Source organism: Mycobacterium sp. HM-7 (assembly GCF_053852335.1).
Genome location: NZ_CM132657.1, coordinates 4988274 through 5004541, shown reverse-complemented (window position 1 = coordinate 5004541; position 16268 = coordinate 4988274). Strand labels below are relative to the sequence as shown.

General features: G+C 68.3%; 16 protein-coding genes. 11 read left to right on the top strand and 5 right to left on the bottom strand.

The genetic code is table 11. The annotated features are described in order from the left end of the window. The first annotated feature begins 18 nt into the window (after positions 1-18). Positions 19-1662, top strand: coding sequence for a 2-succinyl-5-enolpyruvyl-6-hydroxy-3-cyclohexene-1-carboxylic-acid synthase (menD, locus tag ACWW1C_RS24135; RefSeq protein WP_455980607.1), 1644 nt, complete (start codon positions 19-21; stop codon positions 1660-1662). Then, complete coding sequence (locus ACWW1C_RS24130) at positions 1659-2162, top strand: DUF3592 domain-containing protein (protein ID WP_455980606.1); 504 nt, start codon at positions 1659-1661, stop codon at positions 2160-2162. The genes menD and ACWW1C_RS24130 overlap by 4 nt, the downstream gene beginning before the upstream one ends. On the opposite strand, the gene ACWW1C_RS24125 is transcribed toward ACWW1C_RS24130, so the two are convergent. Then, the gene (locus ACWW1C_RS24125; RefSeq protein ID WP_455980605.1) at positions 2159-2842 is read right to left on the bottom strand and encodes a DsbA family protein; all 684 of its coding nucleotides are present in this window, start codon (positions 2840-2842) and stop codon (positions 2159-2161) included. The genes ACWW1C_RS24130 and ACWW1C_RS24125 overlap by 4 nt on opposite strands. Positions 2843-2964: 122 nt before the next feature. Here ACWW1C_RS24125 and ACWW1C_RS24120 point away from each other — a divergent pair, with 122 nt between their 5' ends. Next, positions 2965-4092 carry a glycosyltransferase family 4 protein gene (locus ACWW1C_RS24120; RefSeq protein ID WP_455980604.1) on the top strand — a complete coding sequence of 376 codons (1128 nt, stop codon included), beginning with the start codon at positions 2965-2967 and terminating at the stop codon, positions 4090-4092. Between the two features lie 169 nt (positions 4093-4261). Here ACWW1C_RS24120 and ACWW1C_RS24115 read toward each other — a convergent pair whose 3' ends face one another. Together ACWW1C_RS24115 and ACWW1C_RS24110 are read right to left on the bottom strand one after the other, a co-directional pair. Then, on the bottom strand, positions 4262-4540 hold the full coding sequence (locus tag ACWW1C_RS24115) for a hypothetical protein (protein WP_455980603.1): 279 nt from the start codon (positions 4538-4540) through the stop codon (positions 4262-4264). A gap of 7 nt (positions 4541-4547) precedes the next feature. Then, positions 4548-5372, bottom strand: coding sequence for an SDR family oxidoreductase (locus ACWW1C_RS24110; RefSeq protein ID WP_455980602.1), 825 nt, complete (start codon positions 5370-5372; stop codon positions 4548-4550). Positions 5373-5457: 85 nt separating this feature from the next. Between ACWW1C_RS24110 and ACWW1C_RS24105 the strand changes: the two genes are divergently transcribed. From ACWW1C_RS24105 to ACWW1C_RS24090, 4 genes are all read left to right on the top strand, one after another. Next, the gene (locus tag ACWW1C_RS24105) at positions 5458-6144 is read left to right on the top strand and encodes a demethylmenaquinone methyltransferase (protein ID WP_455980601.1); all 687 of its coding nucleotides are present in this window, start codon (positions 5458-5460) and stop codon (positions 6142-6144) included. Beyond that, the gene (locus ACWW1C_RS24100) at positions 6141-7076 is read left to right on the top strand and encodes a CobW family GTP-binding protein (RefSeq protein ID WP_455980600.1); all 936 of its coding nucleotides are present in this window, start codon (positions 6141-6143) and stop codon (positions 7074-7076) included. Before ACWW1C_RS24105 ends, ACWW1C_RS24100 begins: the two co-directional genes overlap by 4 nt. 130 nt (positions 7077-7206) lie before the next feature. Continuing rightward, positions 7207-7491: a pyrimidine/purine nucleoside phosphorylase gene (ppnP, locus tag ACWW1C_RS24095; RefSeq protein WP_020101275.1), complete on the top strand. Its 285-nt coding sequence runs from the start codon at positions 7207-7209 to the stop codon at positions 7489-7491. Between the two features lie 78 nt (positions 7492-7569). Continuing rightward, positions 7570-8628, top strand: coding sequence for an alpha/beta hydrolase (locus ACWW1C_RS24090; RefSeq protein ID WP_455980599.1), 1059 nt, complete (start codon positions 7570-7572; stop codon positions 8626-8628). Here the strand turns inward: ACWW1C_RS24090 and menJ are convergent. Continuing rightward, the gene (gene menJ / locus ACWW1C_RS24085; protein ID WP_455980598.1) at positions 8621-9841 is read right to left on the bottom strand and encodes a menaquinone reductase; all 1221 of its coding nucleotides are present in this window, start codon (positions 9839-9841) and stop codon (positions 8621-8623) included. The genes ACWW1C_RS24090 and menJ overlap by 8 nt on opposite strands. Before the next feature lie 21 nt (positions 9842-9862). Between menJ and grcC1 the strand changes: the two genes are divergently transcribed. The 3 genes from grcC1 to ACWW1C_RS24070 all read left to right on the top strand — a co-directional run bounded on the left by grcC1 (position 9863) and on the right by ACWW1C_RS24070 (position 12759). After that, positions 9863-10870 (top strand): nonaprenyl/(2E,6E)-farnesyl/geranylgeranyl diphosphat synthase, encoded by a 1008-nt coding sequence (grcC1, locus tag ACWW1C_RS24080; RefSeq protein ID WP_455980597.1) that lies wholly within the window; start codon positions 9863-9865, stop codon positions 10868-10870. Between the two features lie 85 nt (positions 10871-10955). Next, entirely contained in the window at positions 10956-11819 is an 864-nt protein-coding gene (htpX, locus tag ACWW1C_RS24075) for a zinc metalloprotease HtpX (RefSeq protein ID WP_455980596.1), read from the top strand. Between the two features lie 229 nt (positions 11820-12048). Continuing rightward, on the top strand, positions 12049-12759 hold the full coding sequence (locus tag ACWW1C_RS24070) for a DUF1326 domain-containing protein (RefSeq protein ID WP_455984417.1): 711 nt from the start codon (positions 12049-12051) through the stop codon (positions 12757-12759). A gap of 90 nt (positions 12760-12849) precedes the next feature. Here the strand turns inward: ACWW1C_RS24070 and ACWW1C_RS24065 are convergent, their stop codons facing one another. Beyond that, positions 12850-15027: a SulP family inorganic anion transporter gene (locus ACWW1C_RS24065; RefSeq protein ID WP_455980595.1), complete on the bottom strand. Its 2178-nt coding sequence runs from the start codon at positions 15025-15027 to the stop codon at positions 12850-12852. Positions 15028-15482: 455 nt separating this feature from the next. Here ACWW1C_RS24065 and ACWW1C_RS24060 point away from each other — a divergent pair, with 455 nt between their 5' ends. Further along, on the top strand, positions 15483-16265 hold the full coding sequence (locus ACWW1C_RS24060; protein WP_455980594.1) for a response regulator transcription factor: 783 nt from the start codon (positions 15483-15485) through the stop codon (positions 16263-16265). Positions 16266-16268 lie beyond the last annotated feature (3 nt).

Here is a 16268-nt window from a genome sequence, read left to right as displayed (position 1 = left end):
CTGTGACACGCTGTAGTTATGAACCCGTCGACGATTCAGGCGCGGGTCGTCGTCGACGAACTGATTCGCGGCGGCGTCCGCGACGTGGTGTTGTGCCCCGGTTCGCGTAACGCACCGCTGGCGTTCGCGCTGGCAGACGCCGACCGTGCCGGCCGCTTGCGGCTGCATGTCCGCATCGACGAGCGCACCGCCGGTTACCTGGCCGTCGGTCTCGCTGTCTCCGCCGGCTCGCCCGTGTGCATCGCGATGACGTCGGGCACCGCGGTGGCGAATCTCGGTCCGGCGGTGATCGAGGCGAACTACGCCCGGGTGCCGCTGATCGTGCTGAGCGCCAACCGCCCCTACGAACTGCTCGGCACCGGCGCCAACCAGACGATGGAGCAGCTGGGCTATTTCGGCAACCAGGTGCGGGCCACCATCAGCCTCGGCCTCGCCGAGCCGGAAGATGCCGCGGCCTGGGCTCACTCCAATGCGCAGTGGCGGTCGGCGACGTGCCGGGTCCTGGCGGCCGCCAAGGGTTCTCGCACCGCCAATGCCGGGCCCGTGCAGTTCGACATTCCGTTGCGGGAGCCGCTGGTGCCCGACACCGGGGATGACGAACCGTACTGCCCGGACGGCCGTCCCGGCGGCCGGCCGTGGACCTTCACCCCGCCCGTCACGTTCGACCAGCCCCTCGAGATCGACCTGACGGCGGACACCGTCGTCATCGCCGGTCACGGCGCGGGCCGCCACGAGAACCTGGCGCACCTGCCGACCGTCGCCGAACCGACCGCGCCCCCGGCCGACAACCCGCTGCACCCGCTGGCGCTGTCGCTGGTCCGGCCGCACCAGGTGATCATGTTGGGCCGGCCTACGCTGCACCGGCCGGTGTCGACGCTGCTCGCCGACCCGTCGGTACCCGTCTACGCGCTGACCACCGGCCCGCGCTGGCCCGACGTGTCCGGCAATTCGCAGGCCACCGGCACCCGGGCCATCACCTCCGGCACCCCGGACCCGGACTGGCTGCGGCGCTGCGCCGAAGCCAACACCCGTGCCGAAGACGCTGTACGCGACCAGTTGGCGGCCTATGAACTGACCACCGGCCTGCACGTGGCGGCCGCGGTCGCCGACGGTCTGCAGCCCGGCGACCAACTGGTGCTCGGTGCGTCCAACCCGGTGCGTGACGCCGCACTGGTCGGGCTGAACGCGCATGGCATCTCGGTGCGGTCCAACCGCGGCGTCGCCGGCATCGACGGCACGGTCTCCACCGCCATCGGCGCCGCGCTGGCCCACACCAGCGGCCGGACCGTCGCGCTCATCGGTGACCTGACCTTCGTCCACGACAGCTCGGGCCTGCTGATCGGCCCCACGGAGCCGACGCCGAAGGCGCTGACCATCGTGGTCTCCAACGACAACGGCGGCGGCATCTTCGAGCTGCTCGAGCAGGGCGATCCCCGGTTCTCCGACGTGTCGTCCCGCATCTTCGGCACGCCGCACGACGTCGATGTCGCGGCCTTGTGCCGGGCGTACCACGTCGAATGCCGGCAGGTGGAGGCCGACGGACTGGCCGCCGCGCTGCGCGAACCGTTCGAGGGGATGCGCGTGCTGGAGGTCAAGGCCGACCGGTCCACCCTGCGTTCGTTGCACGCATCGATACGGGCGGCGATCAAGGGCGTTCCGTGATCCCGGAAAACCTGCGCTGCAGGCTGAACACGTTGTGGGACAACCTGATTCTGCGTGTCTTCGGCAACGGCAAGGAAACCCGGTCGCAGCGCGTCATCCGCCGGATCCGGATCGGCATCGTCATCACGGCCTGCCTGGTGACCCTGCAATCGGTGCTGCTGGTTCTCGGTGCGTGGCGCAATGACCAACAGATCGAGCACCACATGGGCACCGCGGCGGCCGAGGTGCTCTCGGCGGGTCCGCGGCGCTCCACCATCGAATTCGTGACACCCGACCGGGTCACCTACCGGCCCGAGCTCGGCGTGCTGTACCCGTCCGAGCTCGAGACCGGGATGCGCATCTACGTCGAATACGACCGCAGCAACCCGGACCTGGTGCGGGTGCAGAACCGCAACGCGTCCCTGGCCGTCATCCCGGCCGGATCGATCGCCGTGGTGGGTTGGCTGGTCGCCGGTGCGCTGCTCGGCATCGTGACGCTCGTGCAGCGCCGGCTGGGTTAGGTCTGCCGGCCTCCGGTCAGCTTCGCCAGCCACCCGGCCTCCTGGATGTCCACCACGGTGTTGCCGGAGAGGTCGTACACCGTCGGGGTACCCGCGTCGCCGTCGCGGATTTCCTGCAGCCGGCCCTCGTTGGTCAGCGTCATCTCGTCGACGTCGACGGCGCGTTCACCGGCCTGGATGCTGGCCACGGACTCGGCGCTGACGCCGGAGTCGGCGGCCCACCCCGCGAGCTGGCCGTCCGACGGTGCCGACCCGCCCGGATTCTGGTGGCCCCACAGCGTCGCGACGTACGCCTGCAGCGCGGGCGCCGACGTGCCGTGCGCGGCGGCCAGGAACATCGCGTTGGCGACCTTGGCCGAATAGCCGTGCTCGGTGTCCAGGAAGGTCACCGGGCGGTAGGTGACGGTCAGCAGGCCGAGGGCGATCAGGCTCTTCATCTCCGGCCCGTCGGTGTCCTGCAGGTGCGCGCAATGGGTGCACTGCGGCTCGGTGTACACCTCGATCTGCGCCGGGGCGTCGGGCCGGCCCGCAATGATGCCGAAGCCGTCCGCGGTGATGGAGACGCCCGGCAGATCCGGGTCCCGCTGCGCCGATCCGGTGACAGTGCGACCACAGCCGGTGAACACGAGGAGGACGACCAAAGCGTTGGCCAACACAGGGATCAGCCGAGGTAGACGCATGGCGACCCCTTTCTCGCCCCGGTGCGGAAGACGATACCGGGGGTACCCGAGTTGTGCGTGTCTTCGCGTCGCGTACCCCTGTCGGTCACCTGACGGTCAGGCTGCGCTGCCAGCCTGCAGGTGTGCGAGTTGCGATCGTGGCGGAGTCCTTTCTCCCGAATGTCAACGGCGTCACCAATTCGGTGCTCCGGGTGCTCGAGCACCTCCGCCGGAACGGCCATGAGGCGCTGGTCATTGCACCGGACACCCCGCGGGGTGAAAGACCCGCAGACACCTGCCACGGAGATGTTCCCGTGCATCGCATCCCGTCGCGGATGTTCCCCAAGGTGACGTCGTTGCCGCTGGGGGTGCCGCGGCCGCGAATGGTGCGGGTGCTGCGCGATTTTCGTCCGGACGTGGTGCACCTGGCCTCGCCGGCGTTGCTCGGCTACGGCGGGCTGCACGCCGCGCGTTTCCTCGGCGTCCCGACCGTCGCGGTGTTCCAGACCGACATCGCCGGTTTCGCGCAGAGCTACGGCGTCGGCATGATGACGAAAACCGCATGGGCCTGGAACCGGCACCTGCACTCACGTGCCGACCGGACCCTCGCCCCGTCCAGCGCGACGATGGAAGACCTTGTCACCCATCGGATTCCGCGTGTGCACAAGTGGGGCCGCGGCGTCGACGTCACCGGTTTCGCGCCGTCGGCGCGCAGTGCCGCGCTGCGGGCGCAGTGGTCACCCGACGGCAAGCCGGTGGTGGGCTTCGTCGGCCGGCTGGCGCCCGAGAAGCACGTGGAACGCCTGGCCGCGCTGGCCGGCCGTGATGACCTGCAACTCGTGGTGGTCGGCGAGGGAATTGACCAGGCCAAGCTCCAAAAGTTGCTGCCCACAGCGGTTTTCACCGGTGCGCTGTACGGCCGGGAGCTGGCGGTCGCCTACGCCAGCATGGACGTGTTCGTGCACCCGGGGGAGCACGAGACGTTCTGTCAGGCGGTCCAGGAGGCCATGGCGTCGGGTCTGCCGGTGATCGCCCCGGACGCGGGCGGCCCACGCGACCTGGTGACGCCCATGCACACCGGATTGCTCTTGCCGGTACCGGATTTCGAGGCGTCGCTGCCGGCCGCGGTGGATCATCTGCTGTCCGAACGGTCCCGCTATTCGCTGGCCGCACGGCGCAGCGTGCTGGGCCGCACCTGGCCCGCCGTGTGCGACGAGCTGCTGGGCCACTACGCCGCCGTGCTCGGCGAGCGCCGCGCCCTCGCTGCCTAGTCGCTGCTTGATCTCCGCGAGCCGGCCTGGGGGTACCTCCCGCGAGCGGCCGTGTTTGTACGGCGACACGCCGTGGTCCGCGTGCACTATTCGCACGCTCGCGGCCGCCGAGCGCAACGTATTTGCACATACTGACCGGTGTGTCGTGTGCAAACACGGCCGCTCGCGGTTATGCGCTCACGTGGACCAGGTCGTAGACGTACGAACGGTCGTCCTTGCGGCTCACCCAGACGCCCTCGGGCGGCCGGTAGCCGAGCCCCGCGTAATCGAATGGGCGACTGGACACCACATCGGATTCCGTGCACACCGCCCAGCCGAAGTGCGGCAACCGCCGAACCCAGATATCCAGGTCGACGCGCTTGTACGAAGGGAAGCCGTGCGCCTCGCCGTCTTCGACGAACTCGTAGGTCACCCCATCGACCCGTCGGACGAATTTCAGTCCCGCCATCTCGTCCTCAGCCCTGCGCCAACTCGGACACCGGCTGCCACTCTTCCCAGGTGCGCAACCGGTTTTCATAGTCGGCCTTGGCGATCTGCAGTGGCGCGCTGCCGAAAAAGACTCGTAGCGGCGGCTTTTCGGCGTCGACGATCTTGAGTACCGCGGCCGCTGATGCCTCCGGATTGCCCGGCACCGCGTTGCGCTCGCCGCGCCAACGCGCGACGTCCGCGCGCAGTCCGTCGTACTCCGGCAGCTCCGCGGTCCGCTTCGCCGACGCGCCGCCCCAGTCCGTCGAGAATCCGCCCGGTTCGATCAGCGTGACGTGAATTCCGAAGCGCTCCACCTCGGCGGCCAGCGACTGCGACAAACCCTCCAGCGCCCACTTGGACGCGTGGTACGCGCCGAGGCCCGCGAACGCACTGATGCCGCCGATCGACGACACCTGGATGATGTGCCCGCTGCCTTGCGCCCGCAGGTACGGCAGCGCGGCCTGAGTGATCCACAGCGCGCCGAAGACGTTGGTTTCGATCTGGTCCCGGGCGTCCGCCTCGGACAGCTCCTCGACGAAGCCGAACTGGCCGTAGCCCGCGTTGTTCACGACGACGTCGAGGCGGCCGAAGTGCTCGTGCGCGGCCTGCACCGCGGCGAAGTCGGCGTCCCGGTCGGTGACGTCGAGTGCGATCGGAAGCAGCGCATCGCCGTACTTGGCCACCAGGTCGTCGAGCGTCGACACGTCCCGCGCCGTCGCGGCCACCTTGTCGCCGCGCTCCAGCGCCGCTGCCGTCCACTCGCGTCCGAAGCCGCGCGATGTCCCCGTGATGAACCAGACTTTTGCACCCATGCGGCTTACAGCTCCCGCGGTGGCCGTTCCATTCCCAACCCCGCCGCAGACGCGGGGCGCAGGACCAGCCGGTAGCGTCATATCCGTGAGTCGCGCGTCATTGGAGAAGGATCCGCACGAGGTTGCGTCGATGTTCGACGGCGTCGCCCGTCGCTATGACATCACCAACACCGTGCTGTCCCTGGGGCAGGACCGGTTCTGGCGGCGGCAGACGCGAGCCGCGCTGGGCATCGGCCCAGGTGACAAGGTGCTGGATCTGGCCGCCGGGACCGCGGTGTCGACCGTCGAGCTCGCCACGTCGGGCGCCTGGTGCGTGGCCTGCGACTTCTCGGTCGGGATGCTGGCCGCCGGGGCGGGCCGGAACGTCCCGAAGGTGGCCGGCGACGCCACCAAGCTGCCGTTCGACGACGGCGTCTTCGACGCGGTGACCATCAGCTTCGGGCTGCGCAACGTGGTCGACTTCAGCGCAGGCCTGCGCGAGATGGCCCGGGTGACCCGGCCGGGCGGCCGTCTGGTGGTGTGCGAGTTCTCCACTCCCGCCAACCGCTTGTTCGCCACGGCCTACAAGGAGTATCTGATGAAGGCGCTCCCGACGATGGCGACCGCGGTGTCGTCCAACCCCGATGCGTACGTCTACCTCGCCGAGTCGATCCGGGCGTGGCCCGATCAGGACGACCTGGCCCGCCAGATCGAGGCGGCCGGCTGGTCGCAGGTGCGCTGGCGCAACCTGACCGGGGGGATCGTCGCGCTGCACGCCGCAGTCAAGCCTTGAGCATCCCCGTGCTCGCCGTCGCCGGCTTCCTCGGCGCGGGTAAGACCACGCTGCTGAACCATCTGCTGCGCAACGGGCGGGGCGCGCGAATCGGCGTGCTGGTCAACGACTTCGGATCCGTCAACATCGACGCCATGTTGGTCGCCGGCCAGGTCGACGCCATGGCGTCACTGTCCAACGGGTGCATCTGCTGTGTCGCCGAGGACGGTGAGGTTGCCGAGATGCTGGGCAAGCTCGCGGCGGTGCGCCCGGCCCTCGACCTGATCGTGGTGGAGGCCAGCGGCGTCGCCGAACCGCCCGCCGTGGCGCGCACCATCATGACCGCCGACTCGGCGGACTTCCACTACGCCGGTCTGGTGCTGGTGGTGAACGGATGCGAGCCGGAGTTCGGGCACGGGTTGCCGGTGGCAGACCTCGTGGTGCTTAACCGGGCCGGCGAAACCACCGACGTCGATGACGTGGTGGCCCGGATTCGCGCGCAGAATCCGCGAGTCCCGGTGCAGCCCACCGATTTCGCGCGGATCGACCCGGCGCTGCTCATCGATGTCCCGGAGCGCGCCCCGCAGGCGCAGCTGTCCTTCGATGAGCTGTTGCATGACGAACACGACCACGAGCACCCCGTCTACCAGGCCGTCGAATACACCACCGACGACGTGCTGAACCCCCGCCGCTTGCTTGCGCTGCTGCGGGACCGCCCCGAAGGCCTTTACCGGGCAAAGGGTTTCGTCGACTTCGGTAAGGGACACCGGTACCTGCTGCAGCTGGTCGGCGGGTCGCTTCGGCTGCAGAAACGGCGGGGCACCGGCACCCAACTGGTGTGCATCGGCACCGGCATGGACACCGACGAGGTGCACGCGGCGCTGCACGCGTGCACCACCGAACCGGCCGACGAGAACGCGATCCTCGGGGTCCACAAGTACGTCGTGCAGTAGCCGCGGGCGCGAGATCGACGTTGACTGCGAACTGACGTCGCAAAAGATCGAGTGCGAGTGTGCGTGGGTTCGCAGTCAACGCCCGCAGTCGCGCCAGATATCCTGACCCCTCACCTGAGTTCGAGGAGATGTGTTGTTCAAGGTCAATGAGTACTTCGATGGCAAGGTCGCATCGATCGCGTTCGCGCCCGCCGAGGGCCCCGCGACCGTCGGCGTCATGGCTGTGGGCGAATACGAATTCGGCACCTCGAGCCTCGAGATCATGCACGTGGTCTCCGGCGCCCTGACCGTCAAGCTGCCCGGCAGTGACGAGTGGGAAACCTTCGCCGCCGGAACGCAATTCACCGTGCCGGCCGACAGCAAGTTCGGCGTCCGCGTGGAGGTCGAGACCGCGTACCTCTGCGAATACCGGTAACTTTCCGCCCACGGTGAACTTGGTCGCGACTTTTCGGAAAGTCGCGACCAAGTTCATTTTCGGCACCAAGATGGGGCCATGCCCTACGGACGCCTCGCTGATCCTGACCGCACCATCGGCACCGATCCGCGCGCGGATCCGCGCATGGTCAAGGCGCTCGCCGCGTTGGGGATGGACGGCCGTCTTCCCGAGGCCGACCTGACGGTCGACGCACCCCTGGCACAGCGCCTGGAGTTCGTCACGTTCGCCGAATTGGGGACGGGCGCGGTGCTGAAGATGTTCGGGGCGCAGGCCCCCATCGCTGAAGGCGTCACCAGCTCAACGACCACCATCACCGGCGCCGACGGCAACGAGATCACGCTGTTCATCAGCCGGCCCACCGATTCCGACGGTCCGCTGCCCGCTCTCGTGCACCTGCACGGTGGCGGCATGGCGATCTGTAGTGCCGCGGACATCCAATACGTCCGGCTGCGCGAAAACCTCGCGGCTGCAGGCCTTGTCGTCGTCGGCGTCGAGTTCCGTAACTCCGGCGGCGCGCTCGGCCCGCACCCGTTCCCGGCCGGCCTCGACGACTGCGCCGCTGCTGTCCGGTGGACGGCGGCCAACAAGGACGAACTCGGCGTCAGCCATCTGATCGTGGCGGGGGAGTCCGGTGGCGGGAACCTCACGCTGACGGTCGCGCTGAAAGCCAAGCGGGAAGGGTGGATCGGCGAGATCGCCGGCGTCTATGCCCAGTGCCCCTACATCTCGAACCGCTGGCTGGAGGACACCGACGAACTGCCGTCGCTGCGCGAGAACGACCAGTACTTCATCAGCCGCCTGCAGTTGGCCCTGCTGGGCTCGGTCTACGACCCGGACCGCGAGCATGACGACGACGGCACCTGCTGGGCCGCGGCGGCCACCGATCTGGAGTTGGAAGGCCTTCCGCCGCATGTCATTTCGGTCAACGAGCTGGACCCGCTGCGCGACGAGGGCCTGATCTACTACCGCAGGCTCGCCGCGGCCGGCGTCAGCGTCGTCGGCCGCATCGTCGCCGGCACCTGCCACGCCGGTGACATCCTGCTGGCCGGTGCCATGCCCGACGTGTTCGCCGCCACCGTCCGCGACATCGTCGGGTTCGCGCGGTCGCTCAGCTGAACGGCTTGCGCTGATCCAGCCGGCGCGAGCCTCGTCCGGCCCGTCGCCAGAGGCGGGCAACCAAATCGGTGTCCTCTTCGGTCACCAGGTTGCCCATGGCGCGGACCGCGACCGTCATCAGGTACTGCGACCGCATCGCGACCGGTCCCGTCAGCGGCAGGAACCTCGGCACGGTCAGCAGGATCGCCAGCCGCCGGGCGACGGAGAACCCGGCGGCGTAGTGCTCTTGCAGCACCGCAGGCCAGGCCACGCTGAGGTCACCCGAGCCGAGCAGATCGGCGGCCAGCCGCCCGGTCTCCAGGCCGTAGTCGATGCCTTCACCGTTGAGTGGGTTGACGCAGGCCGCCGCGTCGCCGATCAACATCCAGTTCGGCCCCGCCACCCCGGACACCGCGCCGCCCATCGGCAGTAGCGCCGACTTGGCCAGCCGCGGCTGACCCTCGAAGCCCCACTCTTCGCGCCGCAGGTCGGTGTAGTGCGCGAGCAGCGGGCGCAGCGCGGCGTCGGCCGGACGTTTCTCGGTGGCCAGCGCACCTACACCGATGTTCACGTCGCCGTTGCCCAGCGGGAAAATCCAGCCATAGCCCGGCAGCACTTCACCTTCGGGGGAGCGCAACTCCAGGTGCGAGGTGATCCACGCTTCGGCGTGCCGCGGCGTTTCGAGGTAGGCGCGGATGGCCACCCCGTAGACCGTCTCCTGATGCCACTCGCGGCCCAGCACGCGGCCCAGTGTCGACCGGGCACCGTCGGCCACGATGAGTTCGCCTACGCCGATCTCCTGGCCGTCGTCGAGCTTCACCGTGCGCACTCGGCCGGCGGCGTCGTGTGCCACGCCGACGGCCTTGACACCCAGCAACATCTTCGCGCCGGAATCGGCCGCGACCTGCCGGATCCGGTCATCGAGCTCGGTGCGGGGCACCGCGCTGCTGGTCGCCGGGAACGACGGCCCCGGCCACCGCACTTCGCGCTCGGCGCCGAAGCCGGCCAGGCGCAGCCCGTGATGGCTGACGCGGCCCTCGAGCCACTCGCCGAGCCCGAGTTCACGCAGTTCCGCGATGGCCCGCGGGGTCAGCCCATCGCCGCACGCCTTGTCCCGGGGGAACTGTGCCGAGTCGATGACCAAGACGTCGCGGCCACGGCGCGCTGCCCAGGCGGCAGCGGCGGAACCTGCCGGCCCGGCTCCGACCACGACCACATCTGCGTGCACGACCATGTCGCCCAGTATGTTGGACCCATGAAGACACCAGCGACAGTGGTCGCGGGCGTGGACTTTGGTGACGCCGACTTCGCCGCGCAGGTTCGTGACGCGGTGGCGCGCATCGAAGACCTGATGTCGACCGAGTTGGGCAAAGCCGACGAGCTGATGGCCGAGGCGGTCCAGCACCTGTTCCAGGCCGGCGGCAAGCGGTTCCGGCCGCTGTTCACCGTGCTGTCTGCGTCGCTGGGGCCCGATCCCGACAACAACGACGTCGCGATCGCCGGTGCCGTCATCGAGCTGGTGCACCTGGCGACGCTGTACCACGACGACGTCATGGACGAGGCCCAGGTGCGGCGCGGCGCGGACAGCGCCAACGCGCGCTGGGGCAACAACATCGCGATCCTGGCCGGCGACTACCTGTTCGCCACCGCGTCGCGCCTGGTGTCCCGGCTGGGACCCGACGCCGTCCGCGTCATCGCCGACACCTTCGCCCAGTTGGTGACCGGCCAGATGCGCGAGACGCGCGGCGCCGTCGAAGGCGCCGACCCCGTCGAGCACTACCTGAAGGTCGTCTACGAGAAGACGTCGTGCCTGATCGAGGCGTCCGGGCGGTTCGGCGCCACGTTCTCCGGCTCCAGTGAGGAGCAGATCGAGCGGATGAGCCGGCTCGGCGGCATCGTCGGCACCATCTTCCAGATCTCCGACGACATCATCGACATCGACAGCGACCCCGATGAGTCGGGCAAGGTGCCCGGTACCGACCTGCGCGAAGGCGTGCACACCCTGCCGGTGCTGTACGCGCTGCGGGAAACCGGGCCCGACGCCGACCGGCTGCGGGTGTTGCTGGCCAAGCCCGTCGACGACGACGCCGACCTTGCCGAGGCGCTGGCGTTGCTGCGCGCGTCGCAGGGCATGGTCGAGGCCAAGCGCACCGTGCGGCGCTTCGCCGCGGATGCTCGCGCCGAGTTGGACAACCTTCCGGACCTGCCCGGCCGGTTGGCTCTGCTCAACCTGGTCGAGTACACCGCCGACCGCCACGGCTGACCTCCCATCGGGACACCGTGGAACCAGGCGCCAGTTGCCGAGCGTTCAATTCAGTGAGTTTGACTGCGCTTGGAGGAGGTAGCCGATGACGTGGAATCCCCACGCCAACACCGCGAAGACATTCGCGCTGCTGGTGGGCTTCTCGACGCTCATCGTGCTGATCGGCTCATTGTTCGGCAAGAACATCATGTACCTGGCGGTGCTGTTCGCCATCGGCATGAATGCCTACGTCTACTTCAACAGCGCCAAGATGGCGCTGCGGGCCATGCACGCGCAGCCAGTCAGCGAGATGCAGGCGCCGGCCATGTACCGCATCGTCCGCGAGCTGGCCACCACGGCGCGGCAGCCGATGCCGCAGCTGTACATCAGCGAGACCGCCGCCCCCAACGCGTTCGCCACGGGACGCAATCCCCGCAACGCCGCGGTGTGCTGCACCACGGGCATCCTGAACCTCCTCAGCGAGCGCGAGCTGCGCGCCGTGCTGGGGCACGAGCTGTCGCACGTCTACAACCGCGACATCCTGATCTCCTGCGTCGCGGGCGCCATGGCCTCGGTGGTGACCGCGCTCGTCAACGTCGCCTACTTCATCGGCATGTTCGGCGGCGACCGCGACGACCGGCCCAATCCCTTTGTCCTGCTGGTGCTTTCGATCGTCGGGCCGCTGGCGGCGACGATCATCCGGCTGGCGGTGTCGCGGTCGCGCGAGTACCAGGCCGATCAGTCGGGCGCCGAGTTGACCGGCGACCCACTGGCCTTGGCCAGCGCGCTGCGCAAGATCACCGACGGCGTGCAGCAGGCCCCGCTACCCCCTGAGCCGCAGCTGGCCGACCAGGCCCACCTGATGATCGCCAACCCGTTCCGCGCCGGCGAGAAGATCGGCAAGCTCTTCTCGACACATCCGCCCATCGAGGACCGGATCGCCCGCCTGGAGCGCATGGCCGGGCGGTAGCGCACGCTTTCCCACGTTGACCCTGCGTTGAGGGTTGTCGCTTCTCGCACTTTTGCGCCGTGGTTGCACGGTCAACGGACGAGGGTCAACGCAGCGTGGGCCGCTCATCCGAAACTCATCGGAAGATACCCCCTGGGGGTACTTGACGACGCCGTCGCCCGCTGCGTAACGTCGTCTGCGTCAGGTACCCCCAGGGGGTATGTAAACGAGAAGGGATTCGGCGATGACGGTGGCAGCGACCCCGAAGAACGATTGGCAGCTACGCGGCGAGTGGTTCGATGTGTGCAGCTGCAAGCTGCCCTGCCCGTGCAGCTTCGCGCAGGAGCCCACGCACGGCGACTGCCTGTTCACGCTTGTCTGGCAGATTCACGAAGGGTATTACGGCACAACCGATTTGAGCGGCCTCGGGGTGGTGGCCCTGGGCGAGTTCGGTGGCAACATGTGGGTCGGGGACCCCGACGCGACCATGAAGCTGATGTTCTACATCGACGAGAAGGCCGACGCCGATCAGCGCGCGGCCCTGGAGCGCATCTTCCGCGGCGACGAAGGTGGCTGGCCGGGGGAGTTCGGCAGCCTGATCAGCGACCTCCGAGGCGTCGAGTACGCACCGATCACCTTCTCGGCCGCCGACGATCTCGCGTACTGGCGGGCAGAGATTCCGGGCAAGGTCGACGTCCGGGTGGAGGCGCTCACCGGGCCGACGGCTGACCCGAACCGCCGCGTCACGACGGTCAACGCCCCGGGCGCGGAAGTGGGGCCGGGGCAGGTGGCGACGTGGGGCGTGGTCAAGAAGGCCGACGCCGTCGGCTTCGACTTCTCCCACGAGTACGTGGGCAAGTCCAGCAAGCACTTCCCGTTCGACTGGCGGCCCGACGGCGAACTGCCGAACGTCGAGCTGCCGTCCGCCGCGCAGACGTCGGGCGAATGCTGCTGCGGCTGAGCTGAACAGGAACAGGAACCGGAAATGACACTGCGCCCAGGGCCCGCCGCTCTCGCGGTTTACGGCCCTGGGCGCAGGATCAATCAGGTACTACTCGGCAACCTCGACCAGACGGTCCACGCTGACCGGCGTCACCCGGAGGGCGGCCGCGGTGCCGATGTCATAGAACAGGCCGATCACCTCGAGGTCCCCGGCGCGGTGCCGGGCCCGGACCAGCGGGTGGGCGGCGAGGGTCTGCGCCTGGAGCGCGACGTTGACCATCGACAGCTGGTCGACGACGCCGAAGCCTTCTGCGGCAGCCGCGAGTGCCACCGGGTGGCGGCCGTCGTCGAAGGCACGCAGCGTCGCATCGCCGTGCTCCAGCCAAGTGTGCAGGTGCGCGTCGTGGCCATGACCGCCGCCCAGGACCGCGGTCATGGCGCCGCAGCTGGAGTGGCCGCACACCACGATCGACGAGACCTCCAGGACGTCGACGGCGAAGGCGATGGCCGCCTCGACCGACGCGTCGGCGCGTCCCTCGGGGATCAGGTTGCCGACGTTGCGGACCGTCAGCAGGTCGCCGGGGCCACTACTGGTGATGACGTTGGGCACGACCCGCGAGTCGACGCAGGTGATGAACAGCGTCTCCGGCTTCTGGGCGTGGGCCAGGTCTTCCATGTGCGGGCGCAGCACGGGAGCGGTGCGGCGGTGGTAGGTCTCCAGGCCCTCCATCACCGAGGAGGTCTGCGGCTGGGACTTCCACGGGACGACACCCGAGCGCTTGTCGAACGGCGTGAAGCTGCGGGTCGGCGGACCGGAGGTCGCGCTGTGCAGCTCCGCGGTGCCGTGCTCGTGAATCTCGACGCTGCCGCCGGCGGCCACGTGCTGGCGCTTCCACTCATCGATGGTCTCGTGGGCCGCGTGGTCGATGAAGTCGACCGACAGCTCGATGGTGACGTTGGAGCCGGTCGGCACCGACGCCAGCGCCGAGGTCAGGCGCGGCAGCGACAGGAAGCTGACGGAGCCCTCGATCACGATGCGCCAGTCGTTGCCCGCGACGTGCTCGGTGACGATCTTGGCCCGGATCACGCGCCACACGGTCAGGGCGACCGCCAGGGCGAGACCGATCAGCACACCCTCGAGCAGGTTGAGGAAGACGACACCGAGAACGGTGATCACGTAGACCGCGATATCGCCTGTGCGCCGGGCGGTTTCGATGTGCGCCTTCTTGACCAGCTGGCAGCCGATGACAATCAGCAGGCCGGCCAGCGCCGACGTCGGGATCATCTGGGCCAGGCCGGCGAACGGTACGGCGAACGCCAGGATCCAGACGCCGTGCAGGATCGCCGAGGCGCGGGTCTTGGCGCCGGCCAGGACGTTGGTCGAGCTGCGGACGATGACGCCGGTGATGGGCAGGCCGCCGATGGCACCGGAGATGGCGTTGGCGGTGCCCTGGCCGATCAGCTCCCGGTCGAAGTTGGTGCGGGGGCCGTTGTGCATGCGATCCACCGACACCGCCGACAGCAGGCTTTCGACGCTGGCGATCAGGGCGACGGTCAGGACGCCGGCGAAGACGGCGGCCCACTGTCCGTTGGGCATGGTCGGCAGCGACAGCGAATCGAGCAGCGAGCCGTTGAGCTGAATGCGCTTGACGTCGAACGGCAGCAGGACGGACAGCGCCGTCACACCCACGATGGCGACCAGGGGACCGGGGACCCGGTTGATCGGGGCCGGCACCCAGCGCCACGCCACCAGCGTGACGATGACGAGCATGCCGAGCAGGAAGCCGGGACCGTGGATGTTCATCAACTGTGCCGGCAGTTCGTGGATGTTCTCCCACGCGGTGCTGTTGGACTTGCCGCCCAGCAACACGTGCAGCTGCTGCAGCGCGATGGTGATACCGATGCCCGCGAGCATGGCGTGCACGACAACCGGCGAGATTGCCAGGGCGGCCCGGGCCACGCGGCTCAGGCCGAACAGAATCTGCAGGATGCCGGCGCCGACGGTGATGGCGCACGTCACGCCCCAGCCGAATTGAGCGATCAGTCCGGCCACGACGACCGTGAGGCCCGCGGCCGGTCCGCTCACCTGCAGGGGCGAGCCGCCGAGCGCGCCGGCGACGATGCCACCGACGACGGCGGCGATGATGCCCGCCAGGACCGGGGCGTTAGATGCGACGGCGATGCCGAGCGACAGTGGCAACGCCACCAGGAATACGACGAGTGATGCCGGCAGGTCGTAGCGCAGTATGGCGCGCAAACCCTTTGCCGGCGGGGCGGTTTCTAGCATGCCTGGTTTTCCGTTCTCCGATTGTTGTCCGATGGACACGTGTGCAGATCGCTGCGCGAGTTTCGGCCGCCGACACCATTGTCGATTAAACATGTTGCGCAGCAACATGTTTAACATTGATTTGCTGGCCGTCGACGAGAGACGGCGTCAATTGCTAAGTGCGAGAGTATTTATGGTCCAGCGGGGTCGCAAGGCGAGGAAGACTTCCCATAGAGAACGCAAATCTTCTTGCCGTGCCGGACGGTTGATCGATTTCGCATTCAGCGTTACTGGCTCGAATCGATCTCGTCGGTAGGCTCGGGAATGTCGGTCCGACCAGTCAAAATGGCTGTATTGCAACGATTCTCGTGCATCACATCTGTCGTTATGAGTGACGTGAGTCATATGTAGGGACTAACATTTGAACTCGGTATGAACACAGTGACAAGTTTCGGTGCTTTCAACACAATGGAAGAATGACAACGATGTCGGTACCACCACGCGAGCGTCACCCCCGGGCCGCCGTGCTCGGCCAGCTGCCGCGCATGGAACGTGCCGACGGTTCCCCCATCCGGGTGTTGCTGGTCGACGACGAGCCGGCGCTGACCAACCTGGTCAAGATGGCGCTGCACTACGAAGGCTGGGTTGTCGAGGTCGCGCACAACGGCCGCGACGCGGTGACCAAGTTCTGCGAGATGGAACCGGATCTCGTGGTGCTGGACATCATGCTGCCCGACACCGACGGTCTGCAGTTGCTGCAGCGGGTCCGGGCCGCCGAGGGCTATACCCCGACGCTCTTTCTCACCGCGCGGGACTCGGTGATGGACCGGGTCACCGGGTTGACCGCCGGTGCCGACGACTACATGACCAAGCCGTTCAGCCTCGAAGAGTTGGTGGCGCGGCTGCGTGGGCTGCTGCGCCGGTCCAGCCACCTGGCGCCGGAGTCCGACGAGGTGCTCAAAGTCGGCGACATGGTCCTCAACGGCGCCAGCCGGGAGGTGACCCGGGCCGGTGAGCCGATCTCGTTGACCGTCACCGAGTTCGAACTACTCCGCTACCTCATGCGCAATCCGCGACGGGCCATCGCCCGCGCGGAGATCCTCGACCGGGTGTGGAACTACGGGTTCGGCGGCAAGTCGAGCATCGTCGACCTCTACATCTCGTATCTGCGCAAGAAGATCGACACCGATCGCGATCCGATGATCCACACAGTGCGTGGCGTGGGCTACATGCTGCGACCTGCCGACGCGGAGGACTAACCT

What these genes read in the sequence shown, in the direction of transcription:
- menD (WP_455980607.1), top strand. Translation starts at nt 19, where the DNA reads ATGAACCCGTCGACGATTCAGGCGCGGGTCGTCGTCGACGAACTGATT.
- ACWW1C_RS24125 (WP_455980605.1), bottom strand. Translation starts at nt 2,842, where the DNA reads ATGCGTCTACCTCGGCTGATCCCTGTGTTGGCCAACGCTTTGGTCGTC.
- ACWW1C_RS24115 (WP_455980603.1), bottom strand. Translation starts at nt 4,540, where the DNA reads ATGGCGGGACTGAAATTCGTCCGACGGGTCGATGGGGTGACCTACGAG.
- ACWW1C_RS24110 (WP_455980602.1), bottom strand. Translation starts at nt 5,372, where the DNA reads ATGGGTGCAAAAGTCTGGTTCATCACGGGGACATCGCGCGGCTTCGGA.
- ACWW1C_RS24090 (WP_455980599.1), top strand. Translation starts at nt 7,570, where the DNA reads ATGCCCTACGGACGCCTCGCTGATCCTGACCGCACCATCGGCACCGAT.
- menJ (WP_455980598.1), bottom strand. Translation starts at nt 9,841, where the DNA reads ATGGTCGTGCACGCAGATGTGGTCGTGGTCGGAGCCGGGCCGGCAGGT.
- grcC1 (WP_455980597.1), top strand. Translation starts at nt 9,863, where the DNA reads ATGAAGACACCAGCGACAGTGGTCGCGGGCGTGGACTTTGGTGACGCC.
- htpX (WP_455980596.1), top strand. Translation starts at nt 10,956, where the DNA reads ATGACGTGGAATCCCCACGCCAACACCGCGAAGACATTCGCGCTGCTG.
- ACWW1C_RS24065 (WP_455980595.1), bottom strand. Translation starts at nt 15,027, where the DNA reads ATGCTAGAAACCGCCCCGCCGGCAAAGGGTTTGCGCGCCATACTGCGC.
- ACWW1C_RS24060 (WP_455980594.1), top strand. Translation starts at nt 15,483, where the DNA reads ATGACAACGATGTCGGTACCACCACGCGAGCGTCACCCCCGGGCCGCC.